Genomic DNA, 18090 nt, shown 5'->3' with positions numbered 1-18090 from the left:
GCCACCGACTCGCTAGTCGTCGTCGCCGCGAATGCGCTGCAATCGCTCCTGCTCTTCGTCAAAGGCGGCGTTGATTTCCGCCATCACCGCATCGACGTCGGCACTTTCCGCTGTGTGCTCAAATTGGCCCGTTAGTGGGGTATCGGGGCTCAGCTCACCGGCCTCATACAGGTCCCAGATCTCATTGGCGTAGTCAGTCGAAAGCAGCTCTGGCGCGAACTGGCCGTAGTAGCGGGTCATGTTGTTGACGTCCCGCTTGAACAGGCTTTCAGCGTGGTTGTTGGCCGCCGCATCCACCGCCTGGGGCAGGTCGATAATCACCGGCCCATCGCCGTCCATCAGTACATTAAATTCAGACAAATCACCGTGTACCAGCCCGGCGCAGAGCATCCTCACCGCGTAGCCCATCATCAAAGCATGGCCTTCACGGGCCACCTCTGCCGATAGCGCCACATCATTGAGTCGCGGCGCCACATCGCCGTCGTCGTCAGTGACCAGCTCCATCAACAGCACGCCGTCAAAGCAGCCGTAGGGCTTGGGGACCCGCACATCAGCGGCCGCCAGCCGATACAGGGCGTCTACCTCGGCGTTGTGCCAGCTGCTCTCAAGCTCTTTGCGCCCGAAGCGGGAGCCTTTTTCCATCGCCCGGGAGCGACGGCTGTTGCGGCCCTTGCGCCCCTCCCGATACTCCACCGCCTGCTTGAAACTGCGTTGGGCGACGTCTTTGTAAACCTTGGCACAGCGCAGTTCATTGCCGCAGCGCACCACATACACGGTGGCCTCTTTGCCGCTCAGCAATTGTCGCTGCACAGCATCGATCAGGCCGTCTTCAATTAAGGGGGCGAGGCGTTTGGGTATTTTCATTACAGCCTTATACGGCAAAGTCGCCGGAAACTCAGCAATTCTTTGTAAGGGACTGCAACAGGCGGACACTCCATCACAGCACATCCTTGGGATCAAAACTGCAGTCCGGTGTGTGTAGCGCCCGCCGCGCGCGAAGCTCTTTAATATAACGCTGGGCCATCACCCGCCACTGGGAGAGCGCGTCTTCATCAATGGCAAAGCCCGACTCCAACAACTGCGCCGCTACCGCCGAGCGGGCCGCCAGGGCCACGTCCCGGTGCTGGTAAGGGCCCTGAAGCTTGACCTTTTCAGCCCCTGCCCCGTCGTGACCAGACAGAGCCACCAGGCTGCAGCTATCGTCATTGTTGTTGAGCACCAGCAGCTCAACCCGCCAGCTGGTGGCATTGCGTAGTACCAGCGCTTCGCCCTGGGGGGCGGCGTCCAGGTAGCGCAAAAACATCGGGCCTCCTTATTTGGGCAGGTACGCCCTGGCTGAGGCGGGGAGCTTTTCCGGCTGCACCGTCACCGCGTACTCGGCGGCTTTGTCGGCAATCAGCTTGCCCACCAGGTCCGGGTTGTCGGGATTCGTGGCCCGTATTTCGGCGACCACGTCGTCAAAAAACGAGGCGAAATCTCCCGGTGACACCATCAATAACATTCGCGTTGGCACTTCTCCAGCGTTCCAAAAGCCGTGCAGGTTGTTGCGGGGCAACACGATCAGCGAGCCGGGGCCCGCGCTGCGGGTTTGCTCGCCATCCAACACTGTGATCTCGCCCTCCAGAACGTAGAAGTATTCATCCTCCCGACTGTGGCTGTGGGGCGGCGCGCCGAATGAGCGGGGCGCTACCACTACCTCCATGATGGCAGTACCAGCAGGGCTATCCGCCTTGCCCGCCAAATGGTAGGTGGCGTGACCGGGGAAAGGCACGGCAACAAGCGCATCGGCATGGGACACTTTATTGTCGTGCCCCAAAGCTGTCAGCGGCAGTGCGCACAGCGTCGCCAGCAGAAGAGGTGTCATCCGGTTTGTCACTGTCTCGTCCTCGTTGAATGCAGCGGTATTTATTACACAAAAACGCTGCCTTTCAAATATCGACCGGCTGATTTGCGCTATGCTTTAGTTATCTCCCGTTGCGATGCTTCGGCGACACTATGTGGAATGATCGTTACAACACCCCAGACTATGTTTATGGCGAATCGCCCAACGACTTTCTCGCTCGGCATTACAGCCGCATTCCCAAGGGAAAGGTGCTGTGTCTGGCGGAAGGCGAAGGCCGCAATGCGGTTTTCCTCGCTCGTCAGGGTTACCAGGTCACCGCCGTGGACGCTTCCGACGTGGGACTGAACAAGGCCCAGCGGCTGGCACAGAAACACGGCGTCACCATCCACTGCGTGCACGCCGACCTGGCCGAGTATGATTTGGGGAGCACGCAATGGGATGGCATCGTCGCCATCTTCTGTCACCTCCCGCCTGCCGTCCGACAGCGGGTTCACCAACAAGTCCCTCAGGCACTGAAGCGCGGCGGGGTCTTTCTTCTGGAGGCCTATACCCCCAGGCAATTGAAATTTGGCACCGGCGGCCCCGGCGACATCACCCTGTTAATGGATAAACGCACCTTACAGGACGAGCTGCAGGGCCTGGAGTTTGAACACCTGAAAGAGCTGGAACGGGACGTTGTTGAAGGGACATTCCACACTGGCCGTGCTGCGGTAGTACAGGTGGTCGCGGTGAATCCCGCACGCCGTTATCAAGTCTCCAGTCACCGGGGTGGCGCGGTGCACAAGGTCCGCTACGTAGAGTCCGGTGGCGGCGACAGCGACCCCAATTGCCGGGTCTGCCAGCCAGCTATTAAACCCCGCGATGAGTGAGCGGCTGTCACCATGGTGTGATTCTGCGTCAATGATCGATGTCGGCTCCTATCTGACCTTGGAGGAAGTGGTTCGACACTACACTGGGCCCCGGGAGGCCATGCAGAGCTTTGACTACAACAAGCTGGACGCAAACATTCAAACTGACAACCTGTCGGTGAATACCGGGCTGGCACTGGATCAACTCGATGCATTGCGGCAGGCGGGCACTTCCCTGTTTCCGGAAAACATCGAGCTCAGCGATGACGAAGTGGCTTTTTTGGTGGCCTTCCTGGAGAGTATGACTGATCCCTGTGTGACGGATCGGGCGTGCCTGTCCCCCTGGGTGCCGGACGAGAGCGACAGCGATCCGGATGGTTTACGGGTCCGGGCAGAAAACCGCTTTGGCGGCCCGCTGTAATACCGCCCGGCACAATCCCGGCGTCAGGGGCAATGATTATTCTCCTGACGCCGGCCAATCAATACTAAAGGCCCCGCGAATTTCTCCCGCCTGATAGCCAACGGCGACATCGTCGGGGTAGTGCTCTTGCAAGGCCGCCGCGACCTCCGGTGCCAACTGCTCACCGAGGCACATCAGGCACATGGCTTGAGCTGGAATGGCCTTGAGGTAGCGGGCACTGCCATCGTCGGCGGTATCGAGCCGTTCCAATGCAGCCACCGGCACACCGTCGGCGTTTTGTTGATCAAATTGTTCCAGCACCCGCTGCTGCCAAGGGTCCGGCGCGCCGTTGGGGTTTCGGGGCTTGAGGCTGACACGGTTTACCGCCGCGTTGAACTCCTGACTCAGCTGACGGGCAATGGCCGGCGCGGTGTCCTTACAAACACTGATGGCCGCTACCGGCCCACCGCTGGCCATCGCTTTTTGCAAATGACCTTTAAGCTCGCCGCCAAAACGCATGGCGATGGCACGACTTTGCGCCAGATGATCATCCTCGGATGCAGTGGCGATACCGGTCGCAATAGGCGCCGCCACCAGGGCGGCGGCTAGCAGTGCGGAAAATGTCCTGGCCATGGCGGTTCCTCCGGGGTCACCAATACCGCTCCTATACTGCCGTGGCAGCGAGCGCGGGATCTTGACCCAGATCAGTTAAAGCCCCTAAACACCCGTTTAAAACAGCAGTGCCCGGACATCGTCAAAACTACTGGCAAAGTGCACGGTCATGCCTTTACTGACATAGTCCGGCAGCTCCTCGTAGTCCCGGCGATTGTCCTCGGGCAGAATCAATTTCTTGATGCCCACCCGCTTGGCGGCAATCACCTTCTCGCGGATACCGCCGACAGGCAGCACCTGGCCAGTCAGAGTTAACTCCCCGGTCATGGCGTAGCCCGCTTTGGGGGCCTTGTTTAGTGCCAGCGACAACAGCGCCGTCGCCATAGTCACGCCAGCACTGGGGCCGTCTTTGGGCGTGGCCCCCTCGGGTACATGCAGGTGAATCATCGACTCGTTAAAGAAGGCCGGTTCGGCGCCAAAGCGCTCTAAATTCGACATCACATGGCCGTAGGCGATATTGGCAGACTCCTTCATCACATCCCCTAACTGCCCGGAAAGCTGGAAGCCACGGGTCAGGGTGTGAATGCGGGAGCACTCCACATCCAGGGTGGCGCCGCCCATGGCAGTCCACGCCAGGCCGGTGACCAAGCCCACGCCCCGCTGGGGTTTTTCCTTCTTGAACAGGGGCTTGCCCAGCATGGTTTCGACATCGTCCCGACCAATACTGATTTTGCTGCTGTCGTCTTCCAGTAGCTTCACGGCGCTTTTGCGCACCAATCGACCCAGCTGCTTTTCCAGGCCCCGTACCCCGGCCTCCCGGGCGTAGCCATCGATGACATGCCGCAGCGCTGGGGTGGTGATGGTCAGGCGCTTTTTATCGATGCCGTTGCGACTCAACAGGCGCGGCCACAGATGGCGTTTGGCAATAGCCAGTTTTTCCTCGCCGAGATAACCCGCCAGGCGAATGGTTTCCATCCGATCCAGTAGCGGACCGGGTATGCTGTCCAGCTGGTTGGCCGTGCAGACAAACAACACCTTGGACAGGTCAAAGCGCAGGTCCAGGTAGTGATCGAGAAACTCGCTGTTTTGCTCCGGATCCAGCACCTCCAGCATTGCCGAGGCGGGATCGCCCTGGAAGGAGCTGCCCAGCTTATCGATCTCATCCAGCATGATCACTGGATTGGCGGTCTCGACATCTTTAAGTGCCTGGATCAGCTTGCCGGGCATGGCGCCGATATAGGTGCGCCGGTGGCCCTTGATCTCCGCTTCATCCCGCATACCGCCGAGACTGAAACGATAGAATTTGCGCCCCAAGGCATCGGCAATGGAACGACCGATGGAGGTTTTCCCCACCCCGGGCGGCCCCACTAACAGCACAATTGAGCCGGCAACGGTGCCTTTGAATTTGCCCACCGCCAAAAACTCGATGATGCGTTCTTTAACGTCATCCAGACCGTAGTGATGCTCGGCCAGGACCTTGCGGGCATGCTTAAGGTCGAGACGGTCTTCGGAATACACACCCCAGGGCAACTGGGTGGCCCAATCGAGATAATTGCGGGTGACCGCATACTCCGGCGAGCCGCTTTCCAGCACCTCCAGCTTATCGATTTCGTCGTCGATGCGTTTTTGCGCCGCCTCGGGCAGGGTTTTGCCTTCGAGGTTCTCGCGAAACTCTTCGGCATCGGCGGTGCGATCGTCTTTGGAGATACCCAGCTCCCGCTGGATCACTTTGAGTTGTTCTTTAAGGAAAAACTGGCGCTGACTTTCGCTGATACTCTCGTTCACCTGAGAGCTGATTTTGCCCTGTAATTCGGCCACTTCACGCTCGCGATTCAGCAACTGCAGCACTTTTTCCATGCGCCGGATCAGCGGCAGGGTCTCCATGACGTCCTGCAGATCGTCACCTTTTGCGGTGGTAATAGCGGCGGCAAAATCCACTAGCTGGGACGGTTCGTTGGGGCTGAAGCGGGACAGATACTGCTTGAGCTCTTCGCTGTACAGCGGGTTGATAGCCAGCAATTCTTTAATGGCCTTGATCACCGCCATGGCGTAGGCCTTGACCTCATCGCTATCCCGCTCACCAACGTTGTCGGGGTAGTCGACCTCCACCAGATAGGGGGGCGATTTACTCAGCCAGCGGCGGATGCGAAATCGCTTGAGGCCCTGCACCACAATCTGCGCGGTTTGCTCTTCCTGATGGGCCTGGTGCACCCGCACGGCACAGCCAATCTCGGGAAGATTATCGGGGTCGACGGTTTCGCTATCGCCGGTATATAACAAGCCCAGTACCCGGTCGGATTTTTCCGCCACCCGCTGCAGGGTGCTCTGCCACTGCTCCATATTGAGCATGATGGGTTGCACTTGGGCAGGGAAGAAAGGGCGCTTGGGCGAAGGCAACAGATACAGCGTTGAGGGCAACACCGAATCGGGAATCACCAACCCGGTACTGCGCTCGGCGCCGTTACCACCATTGATCATCTCGCCATCGAGAATATCGTCGTGCTGCTCGTCGGACATAAAAACCGGTTCCACCTTGTCGCCATAGACTTACTCCATGTATTGGGGCCCGGTCGGTAAACTCAAGTTAACGCTGGCGACCTCACTGCCGGGCGAGGTCCTGCCCTGTTTCCTGAGCCTTAAAAAACGCTACCGCCTCTCGCTCCGCCGAGCCGGCAAAAAAATAGGCGCCAATATGGCCCTGCCAGGACACCGTGCGAGTCTGCACCGGCACGCCCTTTTTGCTGAGCGCGTCGGCCATAAAGGCCATTTGCTCCGGCTCCACCAGCTTGTCCCACTCGCCGTGATACAAAAATACTGGTGGCGACTCCTCGCTGACGTGATTCACCGGCGAGGCCTCCAACCACTGCGATTCGGCCTCTGCCAGGGTTTTACCGATCAGTTTGTAGACCAGCGGCGAATTGGGCCAGGCAGTCAGGTCCGCCGGGGTACCGCCCGCCACAATGCCGTTAAGCATGGGCGGCGAGGTCCGATCCAGGCCTGCCAACAAAATCAGGTGGGCCCCCGCCGAGTAGCCCCAGCCGCCGATGCGCTGGGGGTCGATTTGATATCGCTCAGCATTGTCGTGCAGCCAGACCAAAGCGTCCGCCACGTCGTTGCGCTGGGCGGGGTGGCGGTGGGCGGGCGCCAGCCGATAGGTAATGTTGTAGACCACAAAGCCGGCTTTTGCCAGGCGCTTGCTGATGCCGGTCATATCGCCGCTGCGATTGGTCCAGCCGCCGCCGTGTACCACCACCACAGCCGGTTTGAGACCGGGCTTGTTGGGCAGATAGATATCCCCAGCCAATGCCTGGCCATCGACCTCTTTGTAGACCACGCCGGTTTGGCGACTGTAGGGCTCGCCGCCGCGCAGGGACGCACAGGCGACGAGGGCGAGCACGCCGGCGACGAGTAAAATGAGCTTCATGGCAGGTGTCCTGGTATCGGGCTTTTTTGCTTGTGCTTGCATCATAGTATGCTCTACGCGGTAGTCTACCGGCCAGATTCCCCGGCCCGATTGAGCCCGGCCCCAGGCGGGCCCTATACTGCTGGGATCAATAACAAGACTGGCCAAGAGACCTCAATGCCCCATTCCTCACTGGACGGCTTCGATACCGTGATTGTCGGCGCAGGCAGCGCCGGCTGCGTGCTGGCCAACCGCCTGTCACAGGACCCCAGCCGCCGGGTACTGTTATTGGAGGCCGGGGGTGACGACCGCTGGCGTTGGTTTCATATACCGGTGGGTTATCTCTACGCCATGGGCAATCCCCGGGCCGACTGGTGCTACGAGCTGGAGCCCCAGCCCGGCCTCAACGGGCGCCGGCTGCCCTACCCTCGGGGCAAGGTGCTGGGAGGCTGCAGCGCCATCAACGGCATGATCTACATGCGGGGTCAGGCGGCAGACTACGACAGCTGGGGTCTGCCGGGCTGGTCCTGGCAGGAAGTGCTGCCGCGCTTTAAGAAATCGGAGAATTACTACGCTGGCGCCAATGACTACCACGGCGCCGATGGCGAGTTGCGGGTGGAGGAGCAGCGCCTGCGCTGGCCGATTCTGGATGCCTGGGAAGCGGCCTGTAACAGCTATGGCATTCCCTCCACCGGGGACTTTAATACCGGCGACAATTACGGCGTCGGCCGCTTTCACGTCAATCAGAAGCGGGGGGTGCGCTTTTCGGCCAAGCGGGCTTTTCTCGCCCCCATTAAGCAGCGTTCCAATCTGCACATCGTTACTGGAGTGATGGTGGATAAACTGCGCTGGGACGGGCAGCGGGTAAGCGGACTGGATGTGATCATTGATGGGCAGCGCCAGGCAATTCAGTGCGACGGTGAGGTATTGCTGTCTGCCGGCGCCATTGCCACGCCGGCTATTTTGCAGCGCAGCGGCATTGGCAGCGAGAGTGCCCTCAAGGCCGCCGGGGTTCCCCTTCGCCGGCGCCTGGAGGGCGTCGGCGCCAACCTTCAGGATCACCTGCAAATCCGCGTGCAATTCAAAGTAAAAAACGCCACCACCTTGAATTGCCTCAATGGCAGTGTGTGGGGCAAGGCCAAAATGGGGCTGCAATATGCGCTGAATCAGTCGGGGCCGCTGTCTATGGCCCCCAGCCAGCTTGGCGCCTTTCTCAAGTCTGATCCAAGTTTGGCGCGGGCCGACCTGGAGTACCACGTCCAACCCATGAGCGCCGATAAACTGGGCACTGAGCTGCACCCCTTTCCCGGCATGACCGCCAGCATCTGCAACCTGCGGCCCAGCTCTCGGGGCTCCGTCCACATCCGCAGCGATGATCCCAGTGCGGCGCCCCGCATTGATCCCAACTATTTAAACACTGAGTCGGACCGGGCCATCGCCGCCCAATCCATCACCATCACCCGAGAGATTGCCCGGCAGCCCGCCGCCGCGGCCTTCTCCCCGGAGGAGATCAAACCCGGGCCGCAGTGGCAAAGTGCAGAAGAGTTGGCAAAAGCCGCTGGCGATATCGCCACCACCATTTTTCACCCCAGCTGCACCTGCAAGATGGGCAACGATGACGACGCTATGGCGGTCTGCGATAGCGATCTCAGAGTGCGGGAGTTCGACAATTTGTACATTGCCGATGCGTCAGTGATGCCCACCATCACCAGCGGCAATACCCATGCGCCGGTGGTGATGATTGCTGAAACCCTGGCGGAAAAGCTCCGGTCTACTTGAAGTCCTCCGCGCTGTGGCGCTCGGCCATTTGCTTGTCTTCATCTCCCCACACCCGGTTGACCCGGCGGCCACGTTTCACCGCCGGCCGCTCGTCAATCTCGCTGGCCCAGCGAATAACGTGGCGGTAGCTTTGCACATCGAGGAATTCCGCCGCGTCATATAGCCGTCCCAAAACCAGCGCACCGTACCAGGGGTAGGTCGCCATATCGGCAATGGTGTACTCGTCGCCGCACAAATAGCGGCTATCCGCCAGGTGCTTGTCCAGCACGTCCAACTGGCGTTTCACTTCCATGGTGTAGCGGTCGATGGGGTACTGAAACTTCTCCGGCGCGTAGGCGTAGAAATGCCCAAAACCGCCGCCCAGGAAGGGGGCACTCCCCATCTGCCACATCAACCAGGACTGGCAGGCTGCGCGGGTTGGTCGATCCTTAGGGTAAAAGGCATCAAATTTTTCCGCCAGGTACAGCAGAATAGCGCCGGACTCAAAGACCCGCTGGGGTGGCGTCTCCCCGACATCCAGTAGCGCGGGAATTTTGGAATTGGGGTTGATGGCAACAAAGCCACTGCCAAACTGATCGCCGGCTTCGATATTGATCGTATAAGCGTCGTACTCCGCCGCGGAGATACCCAACTCCAGCAGCTCTTCCAACAAGATGGTGACCTTGACCCCGTTGGGGGTGGCCAGGGAGTATAGCTGTAGTGAGTGCTCACCCTGGGGCAGGACTTTGTCGTGAGTTGCACCGGACACCGGGCGGTTGATACTGGCGAACTTGCCGCCGCTTTCGTTCTCCCACTGCCACACTTTAGGTGGCCGGTAGCGAAACAGTCCAAACATAGGTGAGTCCTCTTTGCAGATTAATGCTACGTAGACTATACCCTGTCGCCTGCGTTACAACAGGACGGCAACAAAATACCCTGGAGTCATCAAATTGAGAGCAGTGCATTTGCAGATCAGCGGGCGGGTTCAAGGGGTGGGCTACCGCCACTGGACCGTCAAGCAGGCTCGGCGGCTGGGCCTGAGTGGCTGGGTCCGCAACCGTCCCAATGGCAGTGTGGAAGCCCAGGCCTGGGGCACTGATGACGCGGTATCCGCATTGATCGAAGCCTGCCACCAGGGCCCCATTGCAGCGCGGGTGGACGCCGTCGACGTCAGTGAATGTCGCGCCGGCGACGAGACAGGGTTCGAGCAACGCCCTACCGACTAGGCGCATTTCGATCTAGCGCCCCGGCAGGGGAATCCACTCCTCTTCGTCACCCACCACCTTGGTAAAGCGCCCGGCCATCCAGTCGTCCTTGGCTTGTGCGATCCGCTCTTTGCGACTGGACACAAAATTCCACTCCATAAACCGCTTGCCCAAGGGAGCACCACCGATGCCTGCGAGGCGAGTCTCTTGCTGCGCCGTCACCACCACTGATCGGGGGCTTTGCAGCACCGCCATACTGTACTGCGCCAACTCGGTATCACCCAGGCTGACGGCGCCGGCGGCCACATAAAGGCCAAGTTCGTCGGTATTCGGCAGTGTCAGACTCTGGCCAGCACGTAGATGCGCCTCAAAGTACAGTGTCTCTGAGAAGGTGTGCACCGGGGAGGTCACTCCGTAGGCCTGGCCCATCATTACCCGCACGGGGACGCCGTCGATGTCTGCGGTGGGAATTTCCGCGCCGGGATAATGGTGAAAGGCAGGCGGAGTTTCTTCTTGGTCCGCGGGGAGTGCCAGCCATAGTTGCAGGCCGTGCAGTCGGTGATCTTCGGCACTGATCTCTGGGCGTTCCCGCTCCGAGTGAACAATGCCACTCCCCGCTACCATCAGGTTGATATCACCGGGCCGGATGGGCTGCAGGCTGCCCAAAGAATCCCGATGGAGGATTTCGCCCTCGAACAGATAGGTCACGGTGGCAATGCCGATATGGGGGTGGGGAGCGACATTGATGCCGCTGCCAGCGGTAAAATCGGCCGGCCCCATATGGTCGAAAAACACCCAGGGACCGATCAATTTTTTACCGATAGCAGGCAGTAACCGCCGCACCGAGAAACCACCCAGATCCGTCACCCGAGGTGTCAGGATCAGCTCTACCGCCGCACAGCCCGTGACTGTCTCACAGCCCTGTTCCAGTTGATCTGCAAGATTACTCATCGCCCTTCCTACCCCGTTAAACTACCGCGGCTTTAGCCATTGGCCCATTTGCCTGGCAACAGTGGTTATCCAGTCATTTCAGCACTGCTGCCCCAGGAGTATAGTTGAGGCTTTTTACTGTTGGGAGAAGTATCCATGCCTGCCAAAGCCCGTAGTGATCGACGCCTGCCGATCTGGTGCTCACGTTTAACCCTGCTCGCTGCCGCTCTATCTTCCTCCCCTGCTTGGGCAGCGCCAGTACTGGAAGAAGTGCTGGTTACCGCCCAGAAACGCAGCCAAAGCACCCAGGACATCCCCGTAGCGGTGACCGGCCTCGGCGGCGATGCGCTGGATAAACTCGGCTTTGACAATGCCAACGACATTGGCGCCCAAGTTCCCAACATGCAGGTCAGCGGCGCTTACGGCGAGGTGCAGCCCATCTTCGCCATTCGCGGTGTGTCCATGTCTGATTACAGCTCCAACCAGGCCAGCCCCATCGGGGTATACGTCGACGAAGCCTATATGGGGCCCACCTACAGCCACGGCGCCAACTTCTTCGACGTCGAGCGACTGGAAGTACTGCGCGGGCCGCAAGGCACTCTTTACGGTAAAAACACCACCGGCGGTGCCATCAATATCATCACCCGCACCCCCGGCTTTGACGGCCAGGGCCGCAACTACATCAAAGGCGGCATTGGCAATTTTAATTCTCATACTTTGGAAGGCGCCGCCGAGGCCGAGTTGATTCCCGGCAGCCTGGCAGCCCGGGTGTCCGGCAGTCTGAAAAAACACGACGGTTGGATGGAAATCAAAGGCCAAAACAACAACGGCGCCGCCAGTGATTTCCGCGGTGGCCGTCTTGCCTTGAACTGGCTGATTAACGATCGCTGGGATGCGGTGCTTAAACTGTCCTCGGCCAAAAGTGATGGCACCAGTACCACGCCCAAGGGCGAGGGCCGCACCGATGTCCGGGGGCTGGATCCCAACGGCACTGGCTTTATCAACTACACTGGCTACGATCGACCCGACAGTCTGGGTTTTCACGAAACCGAGGCCAATGAATCCGGCGACCTGACTACCCATACTGACCTGGGGGTGTTGACGGTCAACTACAACGCCGACACCTACACCCTGACGTCGGTGACCTCTTACCTGGATGCCGACTATTATCAAGAGCAGGATACCGACGGCGGTCCCACTGGCCTGCTGGAGATTATCTGGGCTTCCGACTCGCAAAGCTATGCCCAGGACCTGCGCTTTACCTCGGCGTTTGACGGCATGTTCAATATCATCGCCGGCCTGTATTACGGCTACGAAGAGCTGTACATGCAAAACACCTACTATATTTTTCGTGACCTTCCCGACCCGCGAGTGCTGATTGCCAAGCCGGACACCGCCAGCGACGCGCCCTTCCTGTTGGACGTTGGCGAGATTATCCACCGCATGGCAACGGAAAAAGAGAGCATTGCCGCCTACACCCAGATGCGCTTCGATTTCACCGCCAACTTCGGCATGGATATCGGTCTGCGCTACACCGAAGACACGAATACGCTGCCCTACCTGAACCTGTCCCGTTACACCGATGGCGGCACCCCCGTCGGCACTTGGGTGCCCGGCAACTCCACCGGCGTGGACAATGGCTGGTTGCGCATTCCGCTTTCCGTGGATGCGGTGCTGGATGTGCTCGGCAACCCCTCGTCACTGGCTGCACTGCTCTCCGCGGGCTATACCCACGGCCCCTTTACCCGGGCATCGGCACCAGAGCTGGAAGCCACAGAACAGGAAGTGACTGGTAAGATTGGTCTTGATTACCGTTTTAATGAATCCTGGATGGCCTACACCAGCATCAGCCGGGGGTACCGGGCGGGCAGCTTTAACGGTGGCGTTTATTACGTTGAACGGCCCTTGGCAACAGCTTATGCCGCACCGGAATACATCACCGCCTATGAAATCGGCGCCAAGGCCGATCTGCTCGACGGTCAGGTGCGACTCAACTCCGCCGCCTTCTACTACGATTACACTGACCAACAATTCATCAACGTCGTGGGGATTTCCAATTTTCTGGAAAATGCCGGCGCCTCCAGCATTGCCGGTATTGAGGCCGAGCTGTGGGCAAGGCTGACTGAGCGGCTGACTGTTCAGGCCGGCATCGGCTACCTGGAGACCGAGTACTCGGAACTGAGCCTGGCCAATACCGAGACTTTGGGCGATCCCGACGATGAAGTTGACCTGTCCGGCAACGAGTTGATCTCTGCACCAAAAATCAACTTCAGCCTGTCCGTCGATTACGACCTACTGATCACCGACAGTGGCTATCTCAGCATTAACGGCAACACCAGCTATCAGGATGATCAGTGGTTCAGTGCCTACAACAACAAAAATGGCTACGGCGAAATCCGTCAGGATGCCTACTGGCTGCTTAACGGTCGGCTGGGCTGGTATTCCAATGATGGCAGCTATAGCGTGTCTCTGTGGGGTAAAAACCTGGCGGACAAGGAGTATCACGTCTACGCTTTAAACCTGCAGGCAAGCTTTGGCTTTGATGAATATATCGCCGGGGAGCCCCGCAGCTACGGGCTGGAAGCCACTTGGAATTTCTAATTATCAAAGCGCCCGGGTGATCACTTGGCCAGGTTGCGGCGTAAACACAGTGAACATCTAATTGTGAGGTTGTAACTATGGATACCCTAAAAACTGTTTTGGCGGCGACATTGCTGCTATTCGGTGTGGCCGTGCAGGCAAACAGCGGAGATTTGATGGTGGCTGAGGCAACTGGGCCCTTCACCAGCTCTCCTGCAGAGCAGGCACTGACGCAGAAAGCTATTGAAACGCTGCAAGCCGATGAGAAGCTAAAAGGTGTAATCACCGTCGAAACTCACGGCAACACCGTCAATTTAGCCGGAACCGTACACTCGGTGGCGATGATTTATCGCAGTGTGGAGGTGCTTCGGGACAATGGTGTCGATAACGTCGACGTGAACCGACTTGAAAGCGATTAACGCTTTTTAAAGAAGTTTGGCGACGTTCGCACACAAGCGAACGAAAAAGGGCGGCCATGGCCGCCCTTTTTATTTGATCGAAGTCGCTGGACTTATTCTTTGCCCGCCTCTTCTTCAGCGGCTTCTTCGCCAGCTGCTTCTTCTGCTTCAGTTTCTTCTGCGGGCTCTGGCTCAGCAGGCTTGGACTCAGGCAGTTTGATCAGACCCGCTTCCAGCAAGATCTTTACTTTTTCTTCAGCGTTAACCCACTGACGACCTTCACCGCGAATCGCGTAACGACCGTTGCGCTTTTGGAAAATGGTATAGCTGTCTGTTTTTTTGATGGTTTTCATAGTGTTTTACCTACTCTCATCGATTTCAGTTAAGTGTTGCCCGGATTTTCGGGCAGATAGTAGAACGCCCTAGAACCGCATCCGATCAGGGCGCCGGGATTATAGCCGATTTAGCTCAGCGTGGCCCGCGAGCAAAGCGAGTGCTTTGGGTACAAATCGGCCCCCGCCGATTTGAGCGTCGTCGCGCAGCGAGGACGGTCCGCAGGACCCAGCGCTATCGGCGCGAGCCCTTGCCGTAGGGCATCGCCCAGTGGACATCACTTCCAGCGGCCATAAAAAAACCCGAGGCTCAGATGAACCTCGGGTTTTTAATTAAAGCCTGGCGATGACCTACTCTCACATGGGGAAACCCCACACTACCATCGGCGATGACGCGTTTCACTTCTGAGTTCGGGATGGATCAGGTGGTTCCACGTCTCTATGGTCGCCAGGCAAACTGGCTTGGCGTGTCGATGGGTCTTACAGTCGAGTGACTGGCCGCAAACACAACCAAATAGGGCGGTAATTAAGCTGATTGAACACTCTGTTTTCTCTTGCCTGTCCTCTCGGATCGGCGTGCAACATCCGTCGCAGTTTCTTGTGATATCCATAAAGGCTAAACCACTTGATTATATGGTCAAGCCTCACGAGCAATTAGTACTGGTTAGCTCAACGCCTCACAACGCTTACACACCCAGCCTATCAACGTCCTAGTCTTGAACGGCTCTTTAGGGGACTCAAGGTCCCAGGGAGATCTTATCTTGGAAGAGGCTTCCCGCTTAGATGCTTTCAGCGGTTATCCCGTCCGAACGTAGCTACCGGGCAATGCCACTGGCGTGACAACCCGAACACCAGAGGTTCGTCCACTCCGGTCCTCTCGTACTAGGAGCAGCTTTCCTCAAATCTCCAACGCCCACGGCAGATAGGGACCGAACTGTCTCACGACGTTCTGAACCCAGCTCGCGTACCACTTTAAATGGCGAACAGCCATACCCTTGGGACCGGCTTCAGCCCCAGGATGTGATGAGCCGACATCGAGGTGCCAAACACCGCCGTCGATGTGAACTCTTGGGCGGTATCAGCCTGTTATCCCCGGAGTACCTTTTATCCGTTGAGCGATGGCCCTTCCATACAGAACCACCGGATCACTATGACCTACTTTCGTACCTGCTCGACTTGTCAGTCTCGCAGTTAAGCGCGCTTGTGCCATTACACTAACCTCATGATTTCCGACCATGATTAGCGCACCTTCGTGCTCCTCCGTTACGCTTTGGGAGGAGACCGCCCCAGTCAAACTACCCACCACACAATGTCCTCGATCCAGATAATGGACCAGAGTTAGAACCCCAATAGTACCAGGCTGGTATTTCAAGGTCGGCTCCACTGCAGCTGGCGCCACAGTTTCAAAGCCTCCCAGCTATCCTACACAAGTAATATCAGAGTCCACTGTGAAGCTATAGTAAAGGTTCACGGGGTCTTTCCGTCTAGCCGCGGGTACACTGCATCTTAACAGCGATTTCAATTTCACTGAGTCTCGGGTGGAGACAGCGTGGCCATCGTTACGCCATTCGTGCAGGTCGGAACTTACCCGACAAGGAATTTCGCTACCTTAGGACCGTTATAGTTACGGCCGCCGTTTACCGGGGCTTCGATCAAGAGCTTCGCCGAAGCTAACCCCATCAATTAACCTTCCGGCACCGGGCAGGCGTCACACCCTATACGTCCTCTTTCGAGTTTGCAGAGTGCTATGTTTTTGATAAACAGTCGCAGCCACCTGGTCACTTCGGCCAACCTAGGCTTAGGGAGCAAGTCCCATCACCCAAGCCGGCGTACCTTCTCCCGAAGTTACGGTACCATTTTGCCTAGTTCCTTCACCCGAGTTCTCTCAAGCGCCTTGGTATTCTCTACCTGACCACCTGTGTCGGTTTGGGGTACGGTTCGTTATTACCTGAAGCTTAGAAGATTTTCTTGGAAGCATGGCATCAACGACTTCGTCCAAAAGAGGACTCGTCATCAGCTCTCAGCCTTAGGGGACCGGATTTGCCTAATCCCCCAGCCTACAACCTTAAACGCGGACAACCAACGCCGCGATCGCCTAGCCTACTCCGTCTCTCCATCGCAGTAATAACAAGTACGGGAATATTAACCCGTTTCCCATCGATTACGCTTTTCAGCCTCACCTTAGGGGCCGACTAACCCTGCCCTGATTAGCATGGGGCAGGAAACCTTGGTCTTCCGGCGAGGGGGTTTTTCACCCCCTTTATCGTTACTCATGTCAGCATTCGCACTTCTGATACCTCCAGCAAGCCTCTCGACTCACCTTCGCAGGCGTACAGAACGCTCCTCTACCATGCACATAGTGCATCCGCAGCTTCGGTTGCTAATTTAGCCCCGTTACATCTTCCGCGCAGGCCGACTCGACTAGTGAGCTATTACGCTTTCTTTAAAGGATGGCTGCTTCTAAGCCAACCTCCTAGCTGTCTAAGCCTTCCCACATCGTTTCCCACTTAACTAGCATTTGGGACCTTAGCTGGCGGTCTGGGTTGTTTCCCTTTCCACGACGGACGTTAGCACCCGCCGTGTGTCTGCCATGATTGTACTCCTGGGTATTCGGAGTTTGCATGGGTTTGGTAAGTCGGGATGACCCCCTAGCCCAAACAGTGCTCTACCCCCCAGGGTAAGACATGACGCTCTACCTAAATAGATTTCGAGGAGAACCAGCTATCTCCCGGTTTGATTAGCCTTTCACTCCGATCCACAGCTCATCCCCAAATTTTTCAACATTTGTGGGTTCGGTCCTCCAATGCCTGTTACGGCATCTTCAACCTGGCCATGGATAGATCACCGGGGTTCGGGTCTAATGCCTGCAACTAATTCGCCCTATTAAGACTCGGTTTCCCTACGCCTCCCCTAAACGGTTAAGCTCGCTACAAACATTAAGTCGCTGACCCATTATACAAAAGGTACGCAGTCACAGAACAAGTCTGCTCCTACTGCTTGTACGCATACGGTTTCAGGTTCTATTTCACTCCCCTCTCCGGGGTTCTTTTCGCCTTTCCCTCACGGTACTGGTTCACTATCGGTCAATTGGGAGTATTTAGCCTTAGAGGATGGTCCCCCTATCTTCAGTCAAGATATCACGTGTCCCGACCTACTTAATACGTCAGCTCAGATTTTCGTGTACGGGGCTATCACCCTGTATCGCCGGACTTTCCAGACCGTTCCACTAATCAGTCGCTGCTCGGCTAGTCCCCGTTCGCTCGCCGCTACTAAGGGAATCTCGGTTGATTTCTTTTCCTCCGGGTACTTAGATGTTTCAGTTCCCCGGGTTCGCCTCTCAAAACCTATGTATTCAGTTAAGAGATACCCGCCTTATGACGGGTGGGTTTCCCCATTCGGACATCGCGGGATCAAAGTCTGGTTGCCGACTCCCCCACACTTTTCGCAGGCTCCAACGTCCTTCATCGCCTCCAATTGCCAAGGCATCCACCGTATGCGCTTAGTCGCTTGACCATATAAGCAAATAGTCGAAACCTTTACCTATACCATCAAGAAACTGATTCAAAGACGCGCGACTTGCAGCATCTTTGACATTTCGCCGGATGTTACAACACTTGAGAAAACAGTGTTTTCAATATTTCAGCTTAATTACCTTGTTAAAGAACATCTGATTGTCAAAATCAGAAACAAACCCTCTTACTACAACACACTTCAGTAAAAAGGCTTATTTCTGAGTTCGAAAGCGATAGGGTTAAACGAGAAATGGTGGAGCTATGCGGGA

Annotated in this window: 15 protein-coding genes, 1 tRNA gene and 2 rRNA genes (1 of these 18 only partly in view); 6 read left to right on the top strand and 12 right to left on the bottom strand. The window is 57.4% G+C overall.

Annotation, left to right across the window (positions count from 1 at the left end):
- Window positions 1-12: 12 nt before the first annotated feature.
- The 3 genes from I6N98_RS02770 to I6N98_RS02760 form a co-directional block, all read right to left on the bottom strand.
- A complete protein-coding gene (locus I6N98_RS02770; RefSeq protein ID WP_198570294.1) occupies window positions 13-864 on the bottom strand; it encodes a PA4780 family RIO1-like protein kinase in 852 nt (283 codons plus the stop codon).
- A gap of 73 nt (window positions 865-937) precedes the next feature.
- Window positions 938-1303, bottom strand: coding sequence for a PA4575 family protein (locus I6N98_RS02765; protein WP_198570293.1), 366 nt, complete (start codon window positions 1301-1303; stop codon window positions 938-940).
- 9 nt (window positions 1304-1312) lie between these two features.
- A complete protein-coding gene (locus I6N98_RS02760) occupies window positions 1313-1864 on the bottom strand; it encodes a cupin domain-containing protein (RefSeq protein WP_198570292.1) in 552 nt (183 codons plus the stop codon).
- A gap of 131 nt (window positions 1865-1995) precedes the next feature.
- On the opposite strand from I6N98_RS02760, the gene I6N98_RS02755 reads away from it, so the two are divergent.
- Both I6N98_RS02755 and I6N98_RS02750 read left to right on the top strand, forming a co-directional pair.
- Window positions 1996-2712 carry a class I SAM-dependent methyltransferase gene (locus I6N98_RS02755; protein WP_198570291.1) on the top strand — a complete coding sequence of 239 codons (717 nt, stop codon included), beginning with the start codon at window positions 1996-1998 and terminating at the stop codon, window positions 2710-2712.
- 31 nt (window positions 2713-2743) lie between these two features.
- Window positions 2744-3112 carry a hypothetical protein gene (locus I6N98_RS02750; protein ID WP_198570290.1) on the top strand — a complete coding sequence of 123 codons (369 nt, stop codon included), beginning with the start codon at window positions 2744-2746 and terminating at the stop codon, window positions 3110-3112.
- A 36-nt stretch (window positions 3113-3148) separates the two neighbouring features.
- Here I6N98_RS02750 and I6N98_RS02745 read toward each other — a convergent pair whose 3' ends face one another.
- From I6N98_RS02745 to I6N98_RS02735, 3 genes are all read right to left on the bottom strand, one after another.
- Window positions 3149-3724, bottom strand: coding sequence for a Tll0287-like domain-containing protein (locus I6N98_RS02745; protein WP_198570289.1), 576 nt, complete (start codon window positions 3722-3724; stop codon window positions 3149-3151).
- A gap of 96 nt (window positions 3725-3820) precedes the next feature.
- Window positions 3821-6220 carry an endopeptidase La gene (gene lon / locus I6N98_RS02740; RefSeq protein ID WP_198570288.1) on the bottom strand — a complete coding sequence of 800 codons (2400 nt, stop codon included), beginning with the start codon at window positions 6218-6220 and terminating at the stop codon, window positions 3821-3823.
- An 82-nt stretch (window positions 6221-6302) separates the two neighbouring features.
- Window positions 6303-7127, bottom strand: a complete 825-nt coding sequence (locus tag I6N98_RS02735; RefSeq protein WP_198570287.1) for an alpha/beta hydrolase — start codon at window positions 7125-7127, stop codon at window positions 6303-6305.
- A gap of 156 nt (window positions 7128-7283) precedes the next feature.
- On the opposite strand from I6N98_RS02735, the gene I6N98_RS02730 reads away from it, so the two are divergent.
- Window positions 7284-8885, top strand: a complete 1602-nt coding sequence (locus tag I6N98_RS02730; protein ID WP_198570286.1) for a GMC family oxidoreductase — start codon at window positions 7284-7286, stop codon at window positions 8883-8885.
- Here I6N98_RS02730 and yghU read toward each other — a convergent pair.
- A complete protein-coding gene (gene yghU / locus I6N98_RS02725; protein ID WP_198570285.1) occupies window positions 8878-9720 on the bottom strand; it encodes a glutathione-dependent disulfide-bond oxidoreductase in 843 nt (280 codons plus the stop codon). The two genes, I6N98_RS02730 and yghU, sit on opposite strands and share 8 nt — an antisense overlap.
- A 103-nt stretch (window positions 9721-9823) precedes the next feature.
- On the opposite strand from yghU, the gene I6N98_RS02720 reads away from it, so the two are divergent.
- Entirely contained in the window at window positions 9824-10090 is a 267-nt protein-coding gene (locus tag I6N98_RS02720; protein ID WP_232787525.1) for an acylphosphatase, read from the top strand.
- A 12-nt stretch (window positions 10091-10102) separates the two neighbouring features.
- On the opposite strand, the gene I6N98_RS02715 is transcribed toward I6N98_RS02720, so the two are convergent.
- Window positions 10103-11020 (bottom strand): pirin family protein, encoded by a 918-nt coding sequence (locus I6N98_RS02715; protein ID WP_198570283.1) that lies wholly within the window; start codon window positions 11018-11020, stop codon window positions 10103-10105.
- A 135-nt stretch (window positions 11021-11155) separates the two neighbouring features.
- Between I6N98_RS02715 and I6N98_RS02710 the strand changes: the two genes are divergently transcribed.
- Complete coding sequence (locus I6N98_RS02710) at window positions 11156-13600, top strand: TonB-dependent receptor (RefSeq protein ID WP_198570282.1); 2445 nt, start codon at window positions 11156-11158, stop codon at window positions 13598-13600.
- A 77-nt stretch (window positions 13601-13677) separates the two neighbouring features.
- Window positions 13678-13998 (top strand): hypothetical protein, encoded by a 321-nt coding sequence (locus tag I6N98_RS02705; protein WP_198570281.1) that lies wholly within the window; start codon window positions 13678-13680, stop codon window positions 13996-13998.
- A gap of 92 nt (window positions 13999-14090) precedes the next feature.
- On the opposite strand, the gene I6N98_RS02700 is transcribed toward I6N98_RS02705, so the two are convergent.
- The 4 genes from I6N98_RS02700 to I6N98_RS02685 all read right to left on the bottom strand — a co-directional run.
- Window positions 14091-14330: a hypothetical protein gene (locus tag I6N98_RS02700; protein WP_198570280.1), complete on the bottom strand. Its 240-nt coding sequence runs from the start codon at window positions 14328-14330 to the stop codon at window positions 14091-14093.
- A gap of 317 nt (window positions 14331-14647) precedes the next feature.
- A 5S ribosomal RNA gene (gene rrf / locus I6N98_RS02695) occupies window positions 14648-14762 on the bottom strand.
- A gap of 180 nt (window positions 14763-14942) precedes the next feature.
- Window positions 14943-17822 (bottom strand): 23S ribosomal RNA (locus I6N98_RS02690).
- 250 nt (window positions 17823-18072) lie between these two features.
- A tRNA-Ala gene (locus tag I6N98_RS02685) sits at window positions 18073-18090 on the bottom strand (it continues 58 nt past the right edge of the window).

This window comes from Spongiibacter nanhainus (genome assembly GCF_016132545.1).
Taxonomy (GTDB): domain Bacteria; phylum Pseudomonadota; class Gammaproteobacteria; order Pseudomonadales; family Spongiibacteraceae; genus Spongiibacter; species Spongiibacter nanhainus.
This window is presented reverse-complemented; position numbering and strand designations above follow the sequence as displayed.